This is a genomic window from Pseudomonas baetica (assembly GCF_051216495.1).
Classification (GTDB): Bacteria; Pseudomonadota; Gammaproteobacteria; order Pseudomonadales; family Pseudomonadaceae; genus Aquipseudomonas; species Aquipseudomonas baetica_B.
Genome location: NZ_JBPKAM010000080.1, coordinates 1 through 18,193 on the forward strand (window position 1 = coordinate 1; position 18,193 = coordinate 18,193).

15 protein-coding genes are annotated in these 18,193 nt (G+C 60.9%); 14 read left to right on the plus strand and 1 reads right to left on the minus strand.

The genetic code is table 11. From position 1 onward, the window contains the following. Window positions 1-80: 80 nt before the first annotated feature. Window positions 81-1,778, minus strand: a complete 1,698-nt coding sequence (locus ACSFE6_RS23360) for a sulfatase-like hydrolase/transferase (RefSeq protein WP_435429797.1) — start codon at window positions 1,776-1,778, stop codon at window positions 81-83. Window positions 1,779-2,169: 391 nt separating this feature from the next. Between ACSFE6_RS23360 and ACSFE6_RS23365 the strand changes: the two genes are divergently transcribed. The 14 genes from ACSFE6_RS23365 to ACSFE6_RS23430 all read left to right on the plus strand — a co-directional run bounded on the left by ACSFE6_RS23365 (window position 2,170) and on the right by ACSFE6_RS23430 (window position 18,187). Further along, on the plus strand, window positions 2,170-3,522 hold the full coding sequence (locus ACSFE6_RS23365) for a UDP-glucose dehydrogenase family protein (protein ID WP_435429798.1): 1,353 nt from the start codon (window positions 2,170-2,172) through the stop codon (window positions 3,520-3,522). Further along, window positions 3,519-4,580 carry an NAD-dependent epimerase gene (locus ACSFE6_RS23370; protein WP_435429799.1) on the plus strand — a complete coding sequence of 354 codons (1,062 nt, stop codon included), beginning with the start codon at window positions 3,519-3,521 and terminating at the stop codon, window positions 4,578-4,580. Before ACSFE6_RS23365 ends, ACSFE6_RS23370 begins: the two co-directional genes overlap by 4 nt. Beyond that, a complete protein-coding gene (locus ACSFE6_RS23375) occupies window positions 4,577-5,323 on the plus strand; it encodes a sugar transferase (RefSeq protein ID WP_435429800.1) in 747 nt (248 codons plus the stop codon). The genes ACSFE6_RS23370 and ACSFE6_RS23375 overlap by 4 nt, the downstream gene beginning before the upstream one ends. Then, a complete protein-coding gene (locus ACSFE6_RS23380) occupies window positions 5,323-5,970 on the plus strand; it encodes a CpsD/CapB family tyrosine-protein kinase (protein WP_435429801.1) in 648 nt (215 codons plus the stop codon). Before ACSFE6_RS23375 ends, ACSFE6_RS23380 begins: the two co-directional genes overlap by 1 nt. Before the next feature lie 23 nt (window positions 5,971-5,993). Continuing rightward, complete coding sequence (locus ACSFE6_RS23385) at window positions 5,994-7,019, plus strand: polysaccharide biosynthesis/export family protein (RefSeq protein ID WP_435429802.1); 1,026 nt, start codon at window positions 5,994-5,996, stop codon at window positions 7,017-7,019. Between the two features lie 17 nt (window positions 7,020-7,036). Next, entirely contained in the window at window positions 7,037-8,629 is a 1,593-nt protein-coding gene (locus ACSFE6_RS23390; RefSeq protein WP_435429803.1) for a GumC family protein, read from the plus strand. After that, entirely contained in the window at window positions 8,626-9,714 is a 1,089-nt protein-coding gene (locus ACSFE6_RS23395; protein ID WP_435429804.1) for a glycosyltransferase family 4 protein, read from the plus strand. Before ACSFE6_RS23390 ends, ACSFE6_RS23395 begins: the two co-directional genes overlap by 4 nt. Beyond that, on the plus strand, window positions 9,711-11,084 hold the full coding sequence (locus tag ACSFE6_RS23400) for an O-antigen ligase family protein (protein WP_435429805.1): 1,374 nt from the start codon (window positions 9,711-9,713) through the stop codon (window positions 11,082-11,084). The genes ACSFE6_RS23395 and ACSFE6_RS23400 overlap by 4 nt, the downstream gene beginning before the upstream one ends. After that, complete coding sequence (locus ACSFE6_RS23405; RefSeq protein WP_435429806.1) at window positions 11,081-12,049, plus strand: glycosyltransferase family 2 protein; 969 nt, start codon at window positions 11,081-11,083, stop codon at window positions 12,047-12,049. Before ACSFE6_RS23400 ends, ACSFE6_RS23405 begins: the two co-directional genes overlap by 4 nt. After that, window positions 12,042-13,178, plus strand: a complete 1,137-nt coding sequence (locus ACSFE6_RS23410; RefSeq protein WP_435429807.1) for a glycosyltransferase — start codon at window positions 12,042-12,044, stop codon at window positions 13,176-13,178. The genes ACSFE6_RS23405 and ACSFE6_RS23410 overlap by 8 nt, the downstream gene beginning before the upstream one ends. A gap of 11 nt (window positions 13,179-13,189) precedes the next feature. After that, window positions 13,190-14,191 carry a polysaccharide deacetylase family protein gene (locus ACSFE6_RS23415; protein WP_435429808.1) on the plus strand — a complete coding sequence of 334 codons (1,002 nt, stop codon included), beginning with the start codon at window positions 13,190-13,192 and terminating at the stop codon, window positions 14,189-14,191. Further along, window positions 14,188-15,492: a lipopolysaccharide biosynthesis protein gene (locus tag ACSFE6_RS23420; RefSeq protein ID WP_435429809.1), complete on the plus strand. Its 1,305-nt coding sequence runs from the start codon at window positions 14,188-14,190 to the stop codon at window positions 15,490-15,492. Before ACSFE6_RS23415 ends, ACSFE6_RS23420 begins: the two co-directional genes overlap by 4 nt. After that, window positions 15,489-17,420: a hypothetical protein gene (locus ACSFE6_RS23425; protein WP_435429810.1), complete on the plus strand. Its 1,932-nt coding sequence runs from the start codon at window positions 15,489-15,491 to the stop codon at window positions 17,418-17,420. The genes ACSFE6_RS23420 and ACSFE6_RS23425 overlap by 4 nt, the downstream gene beginning before the upstream one ends. 86 nt (window positions 17,421-17,506) lie before the next feature. Continuing rightward, window positions 17,507-18,187, plus strand: a complete 681-nt coding sequence (locus ACSFE6_RS23430; RefSeq protein WP_435429811.1) for an N-acetyltransferase — start codon at window positions 17,507-17,509, stop codon at window positions 18,185-18,187. The last annotated feature ends 6 nt before the right edge of the window (window positions 18,188-18,193 follow it).

An 18,193-nucleotide genomic window follows, 5' to 3' on the forward strand; every position in this document is an offset into this window, starting at 1 on the left:
GGCTCGCTCCCACCGTTGAAATGCATTCCATTGTGGGAGCGAGCCTGCTCGCGAAGAGGACAACCAGTTCACTCAAGCGCTCACTGCCCCACCACCACACTGACAGGCGCCTGTGTCGGCGTGACGATGGTGTTCAAGTCGATGTGCTTCCACGCAGGCTTGGCCCCGAGCCGCGCATTGAACCGATAGTTGAAGGTGAAATCATCGGCCGTCGGCACGCTCAGCGGCTTGCCATACACCGCTTCCACCCCCGCCAGGTCATACCCCATCAACTGCAGCAAGGTCGGGAAGATGTTGTAGTGGCTGGAGCGATCCTTATTGCCAGCCAGTGCAGCCTGCCAGTCCAGGGTGTTCAATCCGCTACCGGAAATCACCACCAACGGGACCAGGCCTTCCTCCTCCACCGGATCACCGCCGCAATGGGTGTTCAATCCCGGATTGCCCCGCTCATGCAGGTCCTGCCCGTGATCGGAGGTGTAGATCAACAGCGCATTGTTCAGATTGGCCTGGGCAAATACCCGAGAGAAAAACTCCCCGACGTTCCACAACAGGGTGTTCTTGTAAGCGTTGCGATACAGCACCCAATCGTCCGGCTGTCCATTGAAGCCGTTGCGTTCGCCGGTGTCCGCCACCTCGACGAATTGCCCCCGAGGCAACGTCGGACGGTAAGCCATGAAACCATCGGGGTATTTGTCGTGCACCGGGAAATGTGCTCCGACCTTGTTGATGATCACCAATTGCGGCTTATCGTCGTTGAGCAGTTCGATCAGTTTTGCCGCGGCCGCCATGTCGCGGTCGCGCACGCTGGTCTGGTCGAATTGCACGAACTGATCAATGTCTTTTCTCTCGGTGGTGTTCATCAGGTTCTGCAAATTGCCGCCGGTGCGTTGCGCATCGATATACACCGTGTGCAAACCGGCCTTTTTCGCGTACTGCCAGATCGACGGCAACGTGCTGTTGATCCGCACGTAGTCGGCGCGGGTGCCGCCATAGCGCAGGGTGACGTTGGTGTCGACACTGCAATTGGCGATCGAGGCGGCGTAGCCATAGTTGAAGATCGCAACACCCGGCCGGGGTTCCTTGAGATTGCTATGCACGCCGAACGGTGCGTTGATGTCCAGGTAATTACCGGAAATGCTCTCGTCGATAATCAGCACGATGTCGTGCCCCACCGGTTGATCGATGCGCGCCAGGCTCACCGGTTCGCGCGGGCCGACAGTGTTGTGCAGGGACTCATAGGCGAACAGGTTCAGGTAGGCCAGCGGCGTGTACATCTGCGGTAGTCCGCGCGCGCCCTCCCCGGCCCGCACGAATAACACGGCGCTGAGTAACAGTACCCCCAACAGCGGAGCCGCCATCAACACCGCACCCGGCAGAGGCAGACGCCGACGTGGCTTGAGGCCGATGCCCAATAGCAGCGGCAATCCACCGAGCACGCCGCTGATGATCGCATCCCGGTACTGATAAAGCGCTTCTTCAATGAAACCGCCGGAATACATCAGCGAAACGAAACCGCTGTAGGTCAGGTAATCGGCGGTGACCCGCGAATAAACATCAAAGAACACCGCCGAGGCAAACATCGCCAGCGCGAACAAGTGCCGGATTAATGTCTGGCGAATATAGGCCGTCATAAACAAGGTAACTGTCAAAATGACGAACATCCCGATAAACAACAGCAACGGAAAACTTAATCCGATCGCGCTGACACGACCAAAGTAATAGTCGTAATGGGTGATCAAATAGACAGCTATCAGAACTTCTTTGAGATATCGAATCATTGGCATTTCAAAACCCAATTGCGGGGGCGGCCAATAGATTGTCGGCCTTTTTTTGACACTAGCACCGAGCCACTCAAGCGCAAGAAACGTCAAAAATCAGCTCAAAGCGTCAAAAAAAAATCGTCTCAATTCTGACACACTCAATCGGCTACAGGCCTTGTATTTCAAGCCTTACGACCGTTTATCGCATTCTTGAAAATCTTCAGATCCTCTCAAAAATTCGGCCAAGCCAGCAGGGCCAAGCGCTTGATGGCAATTAGCCCCCCAGAACTGGGGATGTCTTAGCTCTTTTACATGTCAGTTTGCTGACACGGTTTCCCAAGGCTGGTCTATACCCCTTTTGACAGTCCCATTTCTGATCTTTCTTCACCGACTTACGAGGCACGCCAATATGGACGTGAGCGTATTTGGTACGGGCTATGTTGGCCTGATACAAGCAGCGGCACTGGCGGATGTTGGACATCGCGTCTTGTGCGTCGACATCGATCCGAACAAGATCAAGCAGTTGCAACAAGCTGTTCCACCGATCAGTGAGCCCGGCCTGTCCGGCACACTGGAAGAAAACATCAAGGCTGGACGGTTGCTCTTCTCCACCCAGGCCAGCGATGCCGTCGAGCACGCCGAGCTGATCTTCATCGCGGTCGGTACGCCGGCCGACGAAGACGGTTCCGCCGACTTGAGCCATGTACTGAACGTGGCCCGGCAGATCGCCAGTTTCATGGAGGCCGACCGCACCCTGATCATCAAGTCCACCGTGCCGGTCGGCACAGCGGACCAGGTCGCGGCGACCGCCCTTGAAGAATTGCAGTGCCGGGGCAAGGGGGCGCTGAAGGTGCGGGTGGTGTCCAACCCGGAGTTTCTCAAGGAGGGCAGTGCCCTGGCCGATTGCATGCGTCCGGACCGGATCATCATCGGCACCGCAGACGACACGGCCCGTAGCCAGATGAGCGAGCTGTACGCGCCCTTCTGCCGCAATCATGAAAAACTCATGTTCATGGACAACCGCAGTGCCGAGCTGACCAAGTACGCGGCGAACGCCATGCTCGCCACCCGCATCAGCTTCATGAACGAGCTGGCCAACCTGACCGAACTGCTGGGAGCCGACATCGAAGCGGTGCGCAAAGGCATCGGTTCCGACCCGCGCATCGGCTACCACTTCATTTATCCCGGTTGCGGCTTCGGCGGTTCGTGCTTCCCCAAGGACCTGCGTGCCCTGCTGCACACCGCCGAACACAACGGCATGCCCCTGCGCCTGTTGCGCAGCGTCACCGACGTCAACGACAGCCAGCGCCATATCCTCTTCGGCAAACTCAAGGCGCAGTTCCCGCAAGGGCTGGCCGGCAAGTCCGTCGCGATCTGGGGCCTGGCGTTCAAGCCCAATACCGACGACATGCGTGAAGCCCCCAGCCGTTACCTGATGGAGGCGCTGTGGGCCGAAGGCGCCAGCGTGCAGGCCTACGATCCGGAAGCCATGTCCGAGTGCCGGCGTATCTACGGCTATCGCAATGACCTGCACCTCTGCGCCACCCGCGACGACACCCTGGAGGATGCCGACGCGCTGGTGATCTGCACCGAATGGAAAAACTTCCGCGTGGTCGATTTCGAACTGCTGGCGAGCAAGCTACGGTCACGGGTGATCATTGACGGGCGCAACCTGTATAACCCCGAACAAGTCGCAGCGGCCGGTTTGCATTACAGCGGCATTGGCCTGCGTCACGTCGTGCCCGAGGCGTTGCGTCCATGAAAATCCTGGTGACCGGAGCCGCCGGATTCATTGGTGCCCATTGTGTGTTGCGGCTGTTGCGCGACGGACACCAGGTGATCGGGCTGGACAACTTCAACGACTACTACGACCCGCAACTCAAACACGACCGCGTGCGTTGGGTGCAGGAGCAGGTCGGCCATTTCCAGCTCTCAACGATTGACCTGGCCGATGCTGCGGCCATCGACACCCTGTTTGCCCGTGAACAGCCCGAGGTGGTGATCAACCTCGCGGCCCAGGCCGGAGTGCGTTACTCCCTGGAGAAACCCCGGGTCTACCTCGACAGCAACTTGAGCGGTTTCCTCAACGTCCTCGAAAGCTGCCGTCACCATCCGGTCAAGCACCTGATCTTCGCCTCCTCCAGCTCGGTTTACGGTGCCAACCAGCACACGCCCTATTCGGTACGCGACGGCGTCGACCATCCGCTGTCGCTGTATGCCGCGACCAAGAAAGCCAACGAGCTGATGGCCCACAGCTACAGCCACCTGTTCGGCATTCCTTGCACCGGCCTGCGTTTTTTCACGGTGTACGGTCCCTGGGGTCGACCCGACATGTCGCCGATCCAGTTCGCCCGGGCGATCTCCGAGGGTACGCCGCTGAAGCTGTTCAACTACGGCGAGCATCAGCGCGACTTCACCTACATCGACGACATCATCGAAAGCATCGCCCGGTTGATCCAGCGGCCACCACAGGCCAATGCCGACTGGGACCGCGAGCAACCGGACCCGGCCAGCAGCATGGCGCCGTGGCGCCTCTACAACATCGGCGGCCAGCACCCGGTGGAGCTCAAGGACTACCTGGCGCTGCTGGAAAAACACCTCGGGCAAAAAGCCCGGGTCCAATTGCTGCCCCTGCAACCCGGCGACGTGCTCAACACCTGTGCCGATGCCAGCGACCTGGCCGCTGCCACCGGTTTCCAGCCGCGTATCGCGCTGGATGAAGGACTCGGGCGTTTCATCGCCTGGTTCCGCGACTACTACTCACTGCCTATCGCCCATGCGCCGCTCGCGGCTGAACACCAGCGGAGGATCGCTCAATGACTGGACATGAAAAAGGAGTGCCGATTACTCAATTGCGCCGTGACAAGCGCCTGGACCCCGAGCACCGAATGCGCCTCGACGCAGCGATCCACATGCAGGGACGTGGCTGGATGACAGGCCGTGACGGTGGTCGGCCCTGGACGCTGTCGCGAACCAACCGCGTGGTCGCCTGCTTCGGCGCACTGGTGATTCTGCTGCTGCTTTCGCCCGTGCTGCTGGGCTTGGCGCTGGCCATCAAACTCACCAGCCCGGGCCCGGTGATGTTCGTGCAAAAACGCACAGGCTACCGCGGCCGGATGTTCGGCATGTACAAGTTCCGCACCATGGTGGCCAACGCCGAGGAACTCAAGGAATCGCTGCGTCACCTGAACAAGCACGGCGCCGATGCCATCGATTTCAAGATCGACAAGGACCCGCGCATCACCGGCATTGGTGGTTTCCTGCGCCGCACCAGCCTCGACGAGCTGCCGAACCTGATCAACGTGGTGACCGGCGACATGCGCCTGGTCGGCCCGCGGCCAACCTCGTTCAACGCCTATCGCTACAAGGACAATCACCTCGCGCGCCTGAGCATCTACCCCGGCATGACCGGCCTGTGGCAGATCTCCGGGCGCAGCAATATCGACTTCGACCAGCGCGTTGAGTTGGACCTCAGCTACATCGCCGAGCAGAGCCTGCTGCTTGATCTGAAGATCCTGTTGAAAACCCCCTTCAAAGTATTCAGCGGCCACGGAGCAAGCTAATGGACGGTTCAACTGCAAAGAGTCTCAGCATCGCCAACCCCAGCGAGTCCAACCTAGCCTCGACCGTGCTCGATCAGGATCTGCGCATCCTGTTTCTGACCGCTGCCAACCCCGGCGCGGGCACGACCACCAGCGCCCTGGCGCTGGCCGGCCAACTCGCGCAAATGAGCAGCGGCCAAGTGCTGCTGGTGGACGCCAGCCAGTCCTCGACCAACCTCACACAACAGCTTGGATTAACCAAAGAGCGCGGTTTTCGCGACCTGCTGTTCAACCACCAGAGCCCGCCCCTGTTGCAGGACTGCGTGGTGGACGTGTCGAGTCTGCCCTTTCACATCCTGCCCAACGGCCGGCATGCCCGGGGCAACGAGCACCTGACACCAGAAAGCCTGGGACCGTTGCTCGATGAGCTCGGCAGTCGCTATCGCTTCGTGGTGATTGACGGCGACGCGGTGTATTCGGCCGCCGACACACTGGTCATCAGCACCCAGGTGGACGGCGTGATCGTGGTCGTGCGCTCCGAAGACACTCGCTGGGAAGTGGCCCAGGCCGCGGTGCAGCGCCTGACCCAGGCCGGCGCGAAACTGGTCGGCAGCGTGTTCAACCGACGCAAGTACTACATGCCCAAGTGGCTCTACAAGAACCTGTAAGCAACCGCAAAAAGGATGACGCCATGAACGCCAAAATGCTTGTCCTGCTGTTGCTGCCGCTTGCAGGTTGCTCCAGCACTTCCGAAACCCAGAACATGCCGGTGAACATCCTCACTGCCGCGCCGGCCAATGCCCAGGCCACTGATCTGCCCAAGGTCGAACAGACCTTGCGTCCCAAGGATGTACTGGACGTGATCTTCCACATCAGCACCAGCGGCTCGAATGCCTACCGCATTCAGTCCGGTGACCAGGTCGGCCTGAACTTCACCGCCGCCAACCAGCTCAATGGCAATCAGATGGTGCTGCCCGATGGCACGATTGAACTGCCGGGTGCCAATACATCGGTGAAAATCGCCGGGCTGACCTCCGAGCAGGCACGCGAGGAGATTCAACGGGCCTATCAGCGCAAACAACTGTTCCAGCCCAACCGCAATCAGCTCTCCGTGCAGGTCATCAGCCCACTGAGCAATGAGACGAACCTCAGAAACACGCTGAACCACCCGGCCACCGGCATGAGCCGGGAGATCACCGTGGGCACCGACGGCTATGCCAGTTTCCCGGAAATCGGTGCGGTGCCGCTGCAAGGCATGACCGTCAATCAACTGGAAACCTTCCTCAATCAAAAGTACGCGCAACTGCCGGGACGGATGACCGTCGACGTGTTGCTCAAGTCCACCGCGGGCAACGAGATCTACGTGCTGGGTGAAGTCGGCCAGCCGGGTTCCTACCCGATCCGCCGGCCAGTCTCGGTGCTCGAAGCCCTGACCCTGGCCCGTGGCTCCAGTCCCAAGGCACGCCTGGATTCGGTAGTGATCATGCGCCGCAACGGCAATCAGGTTCAGGCCACGCGTTATGACGTCGAAAAAGCCCTGTCCGGCGATGCCCCGCAGATCGCTTACCTGCAAGCGGACGACATGCTCTACGTGCCCAAGACCAAGCTGGCCAGCGCCGGTGAGCTCGCGCGGCAACTGGCGGACGTGGTGCTGTTCCAGGGCGTGGGCTTGAGTTTCGGCTACCGCCTCGACAACAAAGACGACAACAACAACTGACTCTCAGGTGACCTGACATGAATCCCAAGGAAAACTACCTGCACGAGTTCTTCAGGATCTTCTTCGCTAACAAGCAATTGGTGAAGCGCGTATTCCTGGTCTTTGCAGTCATCACCCTTGTCTTGCCGCTGATGCTCAAACAGAGCTTCGATATCACCGCGCAAGTTATCGTCCAGTCGAAAAAAATCTCCCAAGGTGACGCGACCACGTCGCTGAACCAGGAAAACGCGACCTTTGTTCCACCGTCACTGGCCGACATGGAAACCGAGAGCAATATCCTGCGCTCTCCGGCTTTGATCCGGCAGACCATCAGCGAATTGCGGGACAAGGGTGAGTACACCCCGCCTCCCACGGTGTTCAATAAACTGGTGACCCGGCCACTCAAACAACATGTCATCACACCGCTGCGCGAGCATGTGATCAACCCGCTGAAGTCCGCGCTGGGAATGGAGACCGATCCGGTGCGCGACACCGTGCTCGACGGTTTGACCCAACAGGCCATCAATAGCTTGAAGATCGAAACCCTGCCGGGCTCCAACGTCATCTCGATCATCTACAGCTTCCCGGATCCAGCCCAGGGCACCAAGTTTGTCGCGGGGCTGCTGCAGAACTACCTGGTCAGCCGTCAGGCCTTGCAATCGATCGACCTGCCGCAAAGCTTCTACGAAAGCAAGAAGACCCAGTATCAGGTCCGTCTCGATGGCCTGGAAGGCAACCGGCAGGCTTTGTTGGGCGCTATCGGTGCATCCGATCCCAAGGAAGAAATCACTTTCCGCCTCAACGCCATCAACACCGAGGAACAGGCGCTCAACCTGTACCGCGATCGCCTGCTGCAAAGCCAACGCTGGCTCGATTACCTGAAAACCAGCCTGGCCGCCGCCAAAGACAACAAACTCAATGACTACACCTTCCCCTACACCTTCACCACCACCGTGGACAACGTCGCCCTCGAAGATCGCGAGATCAAGCAAATGGGTGAGGCGCTGACCACCCAGGTCAGTCGCTACATGAACGACCTGGCGATCTTCCAGCCAGGCAGCGAGCCAATGCTGTTGGCCCGCGAGCAAATCGCCCGCTCCCGCCAGCAGTTCCTCAAGGTGGTCAGCAACCGGATACAGGAACGCACTAACGACCTGGCGATTATCAGTTCGGTCATCGACCAGAAGACCGCGCGCATCGCCGAGTTCAAGAACCGCATCCACCAGTTGCAGGAAACCCAGAGCAAGCTGCGCCAGGTGGACACCGAAATCAACGCCCTGCACGCGGCGTTCTCCACCTACGCCCAGCGCTTTGCCGAAAGCAGCACCGCCCGCATGCTGGACAACGACCTGTCCAACGCCCGGGTCCTGAGCCCGCCGTTCGAACCGACCGAAGCGGCGTTCCCCAAACCCATGCTGATCATTCCATTCGGCCTGTTTACCGGTTTGCTGCTGGCGATCGCTCTGGTGTACGTGCGTGAGTTTTTCGATCACCGCTTCAAACACCCTGCGCAAATTACCCATGAACTGGGCTTGCCCGTGCTGTTGGTGATCAACGATCAGAACATGGAACCGGGCAACCCGCACAAGAACTGGAGTGTGCCGAGCTTCGTCCATTGGGTGCGCAATTGAACGCGCCGCTGAAGCCATCGCTGCCGATCATTCATTTGCTCAGCAGCGGCGGCTTCTACGGCGCCGAGCGGATGCTGCTGGACCACTGCCTGGCGACGCCGGGGCAACATCAGGTGCTGTTTCTCGATGCACCGTACGAGTTGCTCGCGCGGTTTCGCGAGGCCGGGGTGGACTGTCGCAGCTGTACGGGGCTGGGGGCGTTACTGGCGCATTTGCGCCAGCGGCGGGCCGAGATGCCGCTGATCAACACGCACAATTTCAAGGGCCTGCTGTTCGGCTGGGTCGGCGCAACGTTGTTGCGCCTGCCTTTGGTGATCACCCAACACGGTTTCACGCCACGTAGCCGCAAGCAAAAGTTCTACACCTGGCTGAGCCTGCAACTGTGCCGCACCGCGTCGGTGAACCGGGTGGTGTGCGTGGCCGAAAGCATTGCCACGCTGTGCCGTCAGGCCAGTGTGCGGGCGGAGAAGCTGCAAGTGATCCCCAATGGCCTGCCGGCCAGCAACGATCTGCCATCGCAGACGACTCAACACCAACGCTGGCTGGCCGGTTACGTCGGGCGCCTGAGCAGTGAAAAGGGTCCGGATCTTTTTCTCGATGCGTTGATCCCGTTGTGTCAGCAGTACCCGCAACTGGACGTCGTGATGCTCGGCGACGGCCCGGAACGGGACGACCTGTTGGCCCGAATCCATTCAGCGGGGTTGCAGGAGCGCATCTCGCTACCCGGTTACCAGACCGACATGCGTCCGTGGTGGCGGCAACTCGACGCGCTGGTGATCAGCTCGCGCACCGAGGGCACGCCGATGATTCTGCTCGAAGCCATGCAGGCCGGCGTGCCGGTGGTGGCGTTCGGAGTCGGCGGGATTCCCGATGTACTGGAAGACCGGCACAACGGTCTGTTGGCGCCCCCCGCCGACAGTGCCGCCCTCGCCCGGCAGATCGGCACGTTGCTGCGCGACCCGGCGCTGGCTCGCGAGCTGATCGACAACGCAAGGCGCACGCAACTGGATCGCTATGACCTCAAGGCCCTGGCCGAACGCTGGTCGCAGCTTTACATCCATACCGCACGGGAGGCACGCGCATGATTTTCCCGCTCTCGATCGTCAGTCTGCTCGGCCTGGTCTGCCTTGCATTGCTAGCCAGTCCCTATCCATTTCTGGCGCCGGGAGCAGTGGTGGGCCTGGTCGGTATCGCGGTGCTGTATCGCAAACCGGCCTGGGGCCTGCTGGGGATCGCGGCGCTCGTGCCGTTCGAAGGTTTATTCAAGGGCAGCGCCTTATCGGGCACCAAGTTCATTGGTGCTTCGCTGGCGCTGATCCTGATGCTGCAATTGGCCATGCACCAGATTCCGTCCCAGCGGTTGCGCAGCAATATCTGGCGCTACCTGATCTGGTTCATGGCGCTTTACCTGTTGAGCCTGTTGAACACCGATGACCTGGACACGTCGCTCGAGCATCTGCGGGAACTGAGCGTCGGCCTGATTCTGTTTGTGATCACCCTGCTGATCGGTCGCGAGTTGAACCTCGACATGTTCGCCCGGCTGGTGACACTCAGCGTCACCTTGACCTGCGTACTGGCGATGTTTTCCAGCAAGTTTCAGGACCAGGGCCGCGCTGCCGGCCTGCTGGAAGACCCGAACGCTTTTGCCATGTTGATCGCCTTCGCCATACCGATGGCCCTGCTGCTGTTAATCCGTAGCCCGAATCTTTTGCAACGTTTGTTCTGGCTGGGTTGCAGCATTTTGTTGATGGGCGGAATGACCAAGACCGAATCCCGATCGGGGCTGGTGGTGTTGGTCCTGAGCCTGATGATTGGCATGTGGCACTACCGCGCACACTTGCCGCGCATCCGTCCTCGTCACCTGGGTTTTGCCATGCTCGGTATGGCCATCGTGATTCCATTGGCCATTTATTCGATGCCGCCCGGTTATGTCGAACGTATCCAATCCTTGAGCATCTTGAGTTCAGGGGCCAAGGCCCAGGGCCAGGATGAATCCCTCGGCCGTCGTGCCTCATACATTGTGGTCGGCAGCCAGATGATCCGCGAGAACCCGCTGCTGGGTACCGGCCCCGGTACGTTCCCGATGCACTATGCCCCCACCGGTTATGCCAAAGCGTTTTCCGCCAACCGAAAAATCGGCGACCTGTACCGCGAAGCCCACAACACCTACCTGGCAGTGTTCAGTGAACTGGGGATTCCCGCCGGCCTGTTGTTCGTCGGCATGCTGGCGCTGGGCTTATACAACATGATGCGTGCCCGGCGAGCCTGGATGCAGCGCCATAACGGGGAGCAGGCCGACCTGATGACGCACCTGGGCATGAGTTTTCTGTCACTGACGCTGTTTTTGATGTTCCTCAGCACGCCGAATCAAAAGTACTTGTGGATCATGCTCGCCTTGACCAGCGTGCTGCGTTTGAAAGCCGAAGAAAGTCCAATCCTGGAGGCCAAGGCATGAGCCGCATCAGTATCGTGATCCCGATGTTCAACGAAGCCCCGCATATCGCCAGGACCCTGCTGGCCGCGCAACATGCCGCCAACGCCGCCGGGCTCGAATGCGAGCTGATCGTCGTCGACAATGGCTCCGACGATCGCGGCCCACAGATTGCCGATCAATGCGGGGCGCACGTGCTGCTCGAACCCGGCCTGTTGATCGGTGCGCTGCGCAATCGCGGGGCGGCCGTCGCGACCGGGGAATGGCTGGCCTTTGTCGATGCCGACATTGAGGTGCCCGAAGACTGGTTGACGCTGCTGGTGAAGATCAAGACGGCGGTGCAGGTCGATGTCCTTGGGCTGGATCTGCATACCCCGGCCGAAGCGCCTTGGTACGCGGCGGCTTGGCAGCGCCGCACCTTGCGCCCGAGTGCGCAGACGGTGCAATCGGTGCAATGGTTGCCCAGTGCCAACCTGCTGATGCGGCGCACCTGGTTCAGCAAGATCGGCGGTTTTGACGAAACCCTGCGCACTGGCGAAGACAAGGACTTCACCATGCGCCTGGCCGCCGCGGGCGCCCGTCTGCTCTCGGTCAACCAGAGCATCGCCCTGCATTGGGGTTATGAAGGCAGCTGGCGCGAATGGATGGGCAAGGAATTCTGGCGCCAGGGCAGTCACCTGCAGTTACTGCGCAGTAACGGAATGACCCTGCGTTTGCTGCGCTTCCCGATCCTGTCGATGGCTGCGTGGGTGCTGGATATTGCAGCGGTGATTGCCTTGGCCAACGGCCAGGTTCATCTGGCGGGATTGCTATTTCTGCTGACCAATCTGCCGGCGCTTGTCTTGAGCCTGCGCCAGAGCGTCAAGCACCGCGACATCGGCCTGACCCTGCAACTGTGGGGCCTGCACTGGGTGCGCCTGCACCTGGCCGGCGCCGCGTTCATCCTCAGTCTGTGTCAATGGAATGCCAGGAGGCCTGCCCGTGGCTGAATTCATTTTCTGGTTGTGCCTTTTGTTGCCGGTCTACGCCTGGCTTGGCTACCCGCTGTTGTTGACCCTGCTGGCGCCATTCTTTGCGGTGCGGCATCACGGACCGGCGGCACCGATGGATGTGAGCATCGTGATTGCCGCGCACAACGAGGCCCGGCACATCGAAGAGAAACTGCGCACCGTCCTGGCCCAGGATTATCAGGCGCGCTCGCTGCAGGTCATCCTTGCCAGCGACGGCTCGACCGACGACACCGTGGCCTGCGCGCGCAAGGTCGTCGACCCGCGCATCAGCGTGCTTGACCTGCCCCGCCAGGGCAAGGCCGCGACCCTGAATGCCGGTGCCGCACTGAGCACCGGCGAGATCCTGGTGTTCACCGATGCCGACAACCAATGGTCCACCGACACCCTCGGCCACCTGCTCGCGCCGCTGGCCGACCCCAAGGTCGGCGCCTGCGCCGGGCACATGCTGATCCCGGTGACCGGCAAGGGCCTGAGCATCGGCGACAGCCTGTATCGGCATTACGAAGGCTGGCTGCGCCGCGTGGAAAACCGCACCGGCTGCATGGTGTCCGCCGACGGCGCCCTGCTCGCCCTGCGTCGCGAGCTGTTCCAGAACGTACCGGCGGAGGTCAACGATGACTTCTTTATCAGCACCTGCGCGCCGGTCGCCTTCAAACGCATCATCTACGTACCCGAAGCCCGGGTGATCGACACCGGCGTGGATGAAGCCGACAAGCAATTCCGTCGGCGCCAGCGCGTGACCGTCGGCGGTTTGCAAAGCCTGGCCCAGCGCCGCGAACTGCTTAATCCGCTGAAACACGGCCTGTATGCGATTGCCTTGATCAGCCACAAGTTGATCCGGCGCCTGGCGCCGATCCTGTTGCTGCCGTTGCTGCTGAGCAATTTCTGGCTGTGGGACGACCACGGGTTTTATCGCTTGAGCCTGATCGCCCAGTTACTCGGTTATGCGGTGGCTATCGCCGGCCTGCTGGATTCGCAACACCGCCTGCCCAAACCCTTTCGCCTCGCTGCGTTTCTTCTGGTGACCCTTACCGGGATGAGCATCGGCCTGTGGCAGTTCCTGCGCGGCCAGCGTTATGCGCAATGGAACCCTGAGCAAAATCGATAAGGTCACAGGCCATGGCGATCAAACAACTATTAAAACGCACCAGCGGCTGGCTGTACCTCAACTCCCCCGTCGGACGCCAGCAACTGCATGGCGCCGGCGTGATCCTGATGCTGCACCGGGTGCTGGCCGACGACCGCGCCGCCGAACTGCCCCATCGCAATGAATTGTGCGTGGGCCCCAAGGCCTTTGAGCATTTGCTGGTCTGGTTGAAACGGCATTTCGACTGCGTGCCGTTGATGGAGATTCTGCAACCGGGCAGCCTCAGGTCCCATCGCCCGAAAGTGACGCTGACCTTCGACGATGGCTGGCGCGACAACGCGGTGAATGCTTTCCCGCTGCTGCAAAAACATCAGGTGCCGGCGAGCATTTTCCTGTCCACGGATTTCATCGGCAGCCGCCAGCGTTTCTGGTGGGAAAGCATTGGCGAAACCCTGTGGAACAGCCACGGTGAACAGGCCCGCCAGCCGTTGATCGAATGCTTGCAGCGACTGGGTCGGCCTCTGCCCGCACAGTGCGATGACCCGGATGAGCAGCGGCGCAGCCTGGCGCTAACGCACTTTTTGCAAGACCTGAAAACCTTGCCCCCCGTGGACCTCAATCGCCTGACCGACGCGTGCCCGCAGGAGTCACTGCCACAGGCGCTGGACTGGCATCAGGTACGCTCGCTGGAAGCCTCCGGACTGGTGCGCTTCGGCCCCCACGGTGCCAGCCATGCGATCCTCACCGGCCTGGACGATCAACGACTCGACGAAGAGCTCAGTCGCAGCCGCCAGGCCCTGCTGAATGGCTGCAACCGGCCGCTGCCGGTGTACTGCTACCCCAATGGCGACAACGATGAGCGGGTGCGCGAGCGCGTGGCCGACCACGACTTCCCGTTTGCCCTGGGCACCGGCACCGGCATTTATCGTGGCGTCGAAGATCCGATGGCCTTGCCACGCTTCGGCGTCAGCCAGCGCACCGCGCGCAATCCGCAATTGCTGTCCTGGCGCATCTACCGTGGGGGCCGCCCATGAGTCGCAGCAACTACCTCAAGCACCTGGCCCTGAGCATGGGCACCAAACTGGCGATGATCGGCCTGCGCCTGATGCGCAACGTATTGCTGGCGCGGATTCTCGGGCCAAGCGAGCGCGGCCTGTTTGCCCTGCTCAGCACCCTGCCGGATCTGATCAGCGCCGCCACCAGTGGCGGGCTGAATTCGGCGGTGGGTTATCAGGCGGCCAAGCAACGGCCCATGGGCTTGCTGCTGAGTCAGGTGCTGGTGTTCGGCTGTCTGCTGGCCGGTTTGTTGACCTTGCTGGTGGTGGCGCTGACCCGCGAGTTCGGCAGTGAACTGGATATCACCACGCAACTGGGCCTGCTGGCCTGGTTGTTGCTGTTGGCGGTGCCATTGACCGTACTCAAGAGCGGACTGCTGACCTTGCACAACGCCTCGGGCGGCGTAGTGGCCTTCAATGCCTTGCGCCTGATCGAGTCGCTGACACCGTTGCTGCTGTTTCTCGCGTTGTTCTGGATGTGGAAAAGCGCCGCTCTTGAAGCGGCATTGATCAGTTGGCTGGCAGGCATCAGCCTAGTGGTGCTTGTCGGTTGGCTTTGGCTCAAGCGTGATCAACCGCTGACGTTGCAATGGGACCGCGCCAGCCAGAAAGAACTGCTGCGCTACAGCGCCCGAAGCCATCCGGACCTGCTGTTCCAGCAAGTGACTCTGCGCTCCGATTATCTGTTTATCGGTGCCCTGCTCGGCAGTACCGCGCTGGGACATTACGCCATGGCCAGCGCCGCCGCCGAGTTGCTGTTGATCGTTCCGGAAGCGGTGACCACGCCGCTGATGAAACGCCTGCTGCAACAGGAAGAAGGCATTGAACACGTCACGCCGCTGGCGCTGCGCCTCACAGCCACGGTGATGCTCGGCGCGTGTCTGACCATGGCCATGATCGGCGAATGGCTGATCGTGACCTTGTTCGGGGCCGACTATCAGCCGGCTTATCCTGCGTTACTGGCGCTGCTGCCGGGTCTGTTCGGGTTGAACTACGCGAGCATCCTGCGCCTGGATCTGCTGGGCAAGAACCGACCGGGCCTGATTTCGCTGCTGATGGGCATAGGTGCCTTGCTCAATCTGGCGTTGAACCTGTTGCTGATACCAACCTACGGCATCGTCGGCGCGGCGGCGGCCTCGTCCATCGCCTACCTGGCGGTGACCATCGCGTTGTTGGTGATGTTTTGCCGCTTGAGCCAGGTGCCGCTCTGGCAAACCCTGATCATCCTGCCCAGCGACCTGGCACCGATGGTTCAAATGCTGCAACGGAAGTCAGCATGAAGTACTTCGCGCTGGCGGTAAGTCTGGGTCTGGGTCTGGGCCTGTCGCTCGACGCCAGCGCCGGGCAGATGCGCTGGACCGACATCCGCGACGGCAGCCTGTACCTGCAAGCGGATCAACCCGACACCGTGACCGTGCGCTGGGTGCCGGCCTGGCAGGCGGATGCCAACGAAGAACGCCTGTACCTGCTGGACGGCCAAGGCAAACTCGTGGGCGATCGGGTCATAGCCGCCCAGGAAACCCGCGGCAGCCAAAACTGGCCGTTGGCGCCGGGCGCCAGCAGTTATCGATTGGAGATCCCCGGCTACAGCTTTCGCCGTTACAAGATAGAGCACGACGAACGCACGGTGGCGCTGTTCGCCCCGGCCAAGGTGCATTTCAGCGCTCATACCCGCGACGGCGATGAGCTGTATTTCAAAGTCGCGGCGGGGGAACATGCAGTGCTGGCCGGCAAGTTCCACGGCGGTGTCAACGCTTTGCAGGCCCAACGCGTGGGCGACGGCAAACAACTGTCGCTGGCCCTCAAACCCTATAGCGCCTACTGGCAGTTCGATCAGGTCGAGTTACCCGTCGCCAGTACCGATCAGGTCTGGCGCCTGCATTTGCAGGGCAGCGGCAAAGCGGCGTTCTGGCTCGACGGCACGGCCAATCTGTTTGCGCAGAATCCGCAGCAGCTAAAACCCCTGCGAGAAGATGACGGCCAGACCCGGTTAGCCTTACACAATGAAATCCTCGGCAACACGCCGAACCTGGGTATCGCCCTGCCCTACGCGATGCCGCCGCCCTCAAGTTATGCCGTATTTGATGCGCTCAAGCCACAGGCCGGCGGTTACTACAGCTTCGTCGACATTACCGCCAAGCGTCCGCAGTATGAGGACGCTTTCCGCCAGCGGTACCAGAACCGCTTCGGCATCACCCAGGACATCACATTACTGGCCGGCACTCAGCGTCAGGCCGATCTGCGCGCCGATACCACAAGCAACACCGGACTCGACGCCTGGCTCGCCACGATTCGCACCCTGGGCGGCAAAGGCACGCATTACATCGGGTTCGCCGACGAGCCGAACCTCAATTATCCGGACTACGCCAACTATCAAAGCATTTTCAACAGCATGGCCCGGCAGGTGCGCAGCAACCCGGACAATGCCAAGGCTGGCGTGCGCATTGCCATGCCCGCCAGCTCGCGACTGATCAACGGCCCGCTCGCCGACAGCGCTGCCGACAAGCGCGGCATCGACTGGGCCCGGCGTTTACTGGAGGAATCCGGCGATCAGGTCGATGCGCTGGCCTGGCACGAATGGATGATTCGCGACCTGCTGGCGACCCGGGTTTATCGCGACAGCGTGCGCCGCGCCGCCGACCTCGTGGGACTCGACGCCAATGGCAGGCCGCGCAAGGCTTTGCTGCTGGACCAAACCAACATATCCAGCGGCTCAAGCCTGAGCCCCTACGATCAGGAAACCCACTTCGCCTCGATGTGGTGGGCCTCGGTCGTCATCAACTCGTCCCAGGACGGCTTGCTGGAGATGCTCAATTGGTTCCTGGCCGGCGATGAGCCCGGATATCCCAAGGGCATGTTTCGCGTCCAGGGTGACGAGCGTTTCGAACTCAAACCGGTCGGCCTGGCCCAGCAATTCATTCAGCAGCACTGGCTGCACAGTGTGATGCACCTGGACAACGACGCGTTCGAGGTCGATGTGCTGGCCATGGCCGAGGACCCCAAGCGCAGTCTGCTGGGGGTCAACAAGGGCTCGCGCCTGCAGCATGTGACGCTAAGCGGTGCCGCGTGCCCATTGGCCAACGGCTCACTACGCTACTTTGGTGCCGACAACCGCAGCCGTGACGCACCCTTCGACTGCCACGACGGTCGCGTGACCTTCGAGCTGCCAGGAGAAACATTGTTCGCCCTTGGCTGGACCGCTTCGTGACCGCCGCTCAATTGTTTGGCCACGCAGGCATTTTGCCGCGCGCTGGATCACTCCACTTACGGGTCGCCCCGTCAGGAGCCAACATCATGAGTGCGTTGCAGAAACTCATTACCCACATCAAAGAAAAAGGGCTGCGCGCCACCGCCAAAAAAGTGTGGAAGCACTTCGTTTTTTACCATGAGGAATTGTTGTGGTTGGAGCGCGACCTGGTCAGCCCGGTGCAGCCGCATAAACTCAAACCCTACCCATCGCTGCGCCTGGAAATCATCACCCCGCAGAACACCGTGGCGTTTACTCGTCACTTCGCTGAGCGCGTCCAAACCATGACCGAACTGGCTCGCGAAGGCCACACCGGGCATATGTACCTGGATGATACAGGCGATGCGGTGGCCTTCATCTGGGGCACCGCGCACGGCTACCACGACCATCATTACTATCGCTGCTGGTTCCCGGTGAAAGAAGGCGAGTTCTTCGAATTCGCCGCTGAGCAAATCCGGGCCTACTGGGGCACCCTGTTGTCCCTGGATTTTCAGCTAAACCTTTGGAAGGCCATGCAGGCTCAAGGCTGCAATAAAGTGGTGGATGTCTGCGAGACCCGCAATATCCGGGCCCTCAAGATGCACATTCGCATGGGATTTAACGAACAGGGGCGAATCATGAACGTCTACAAACTGTTTGGCCGCTGGCGCTACTCCCGCGAAACCCGCTACACCGGCTCGCGCCTGGATGCCTTGCGCAAACCGGCACATCCACCCGTTACTGCTTAGGTGGCC

Bases quoted from the DNA above. Each gene is read 5' to 3' on its own strand.
- ACSFE6_RS23365 (WP_435429798.1), top strand. From the start codon at position 2,170: ATGGACGTGAGCGTATTTGGTACGGGCTATGTTGGCCTGATACAAGCA.
- ACSFE6_RS23390 (WP_435429803.1), top strand. From the start codon at position 7,037: ATGAATCCCAAGGAAAACTACCTGCACGAGTTCTTCAGGATCTTCTTC.
- ACSFE6_RS23385 (WP_435429802.1), top strand. From the start codon at position 5,994: ATGAACGCCAAAATGCTTGTCCTGCTGTTGCTGCCGCTTGCAGGTTGC.
- ACSFE6_RS23380 (WP_435429801.1), top strand. From the start codon at position 5,323: ATGGACGGTTCAACTGCAAAGAGTCTCAGCATCGCCAACCCCAGCGAG.
- ACSFE6_RS23430 (WP_435429811.1), top strand. From the start codon at position 17,507: ATGAGTGCGTTGCAGAAACTCATTACCCACATCAAAGAAAAAGGGCTG.
- ACSFE6_RS23400 (WP_435429805.1), top strand. From the start codon at position 9,711: ATGATTTTCCCGCTCTCGATCGTCAGTCTGCTCGGCCTGGTCTGCCTT.
- ACSFE6_RS23370 (WP_435429799.1), top strand. From the start codon at position 3,519: ATGAAAATCCTGGTGACCGGAGCCGCCGGATTCATTGGTGCCCATTGT.
- ACSFE6_RS23360 (WP_435429797.1), bottom strand. From the start codon at position 1,778: ATGATTCGATATCTCAAAGAAGTTCTGATAGCTGTCTATTTGATCACC.
- ACSFE6_RS23375 (WP_435429800.1), top strand. From the start codon at position 4,577: ATGACTGGACATGAAAAAGGAGTGCCGATTACTCAATTGCGCCGTGAC.
- ACSFE6_RS23420 (WP_435429809.1), top strand. From the start codon at position 14,188: ATGAGTCGCAGCAACTACCTCAAGCACCTGGCCCTGAGCATGGGCACC.
- ACSFE6_RS23415 (WP_435429808.1), top strand. From the start codon at position 13,190: ATGGCGATCAAACAACTATTAAAACGCACCAGCGGCTGGCTGTACCTC.
- ACSFE6_RS23425 (WP_435429810.1), top strand. From the start codon at position 15,489: ATGAAGTACTTCGCGCTGGCGGTAAGTCTGGGTCTGGGTCTGGGCCTG.
- ACSFE6_RS23405 (WP_435429806.1), top strand. From the start codon at position 11,081: ATGAGCCGCATCAGTATCGTGATCCCGATGTTCAACGAAGCCCCGCAT.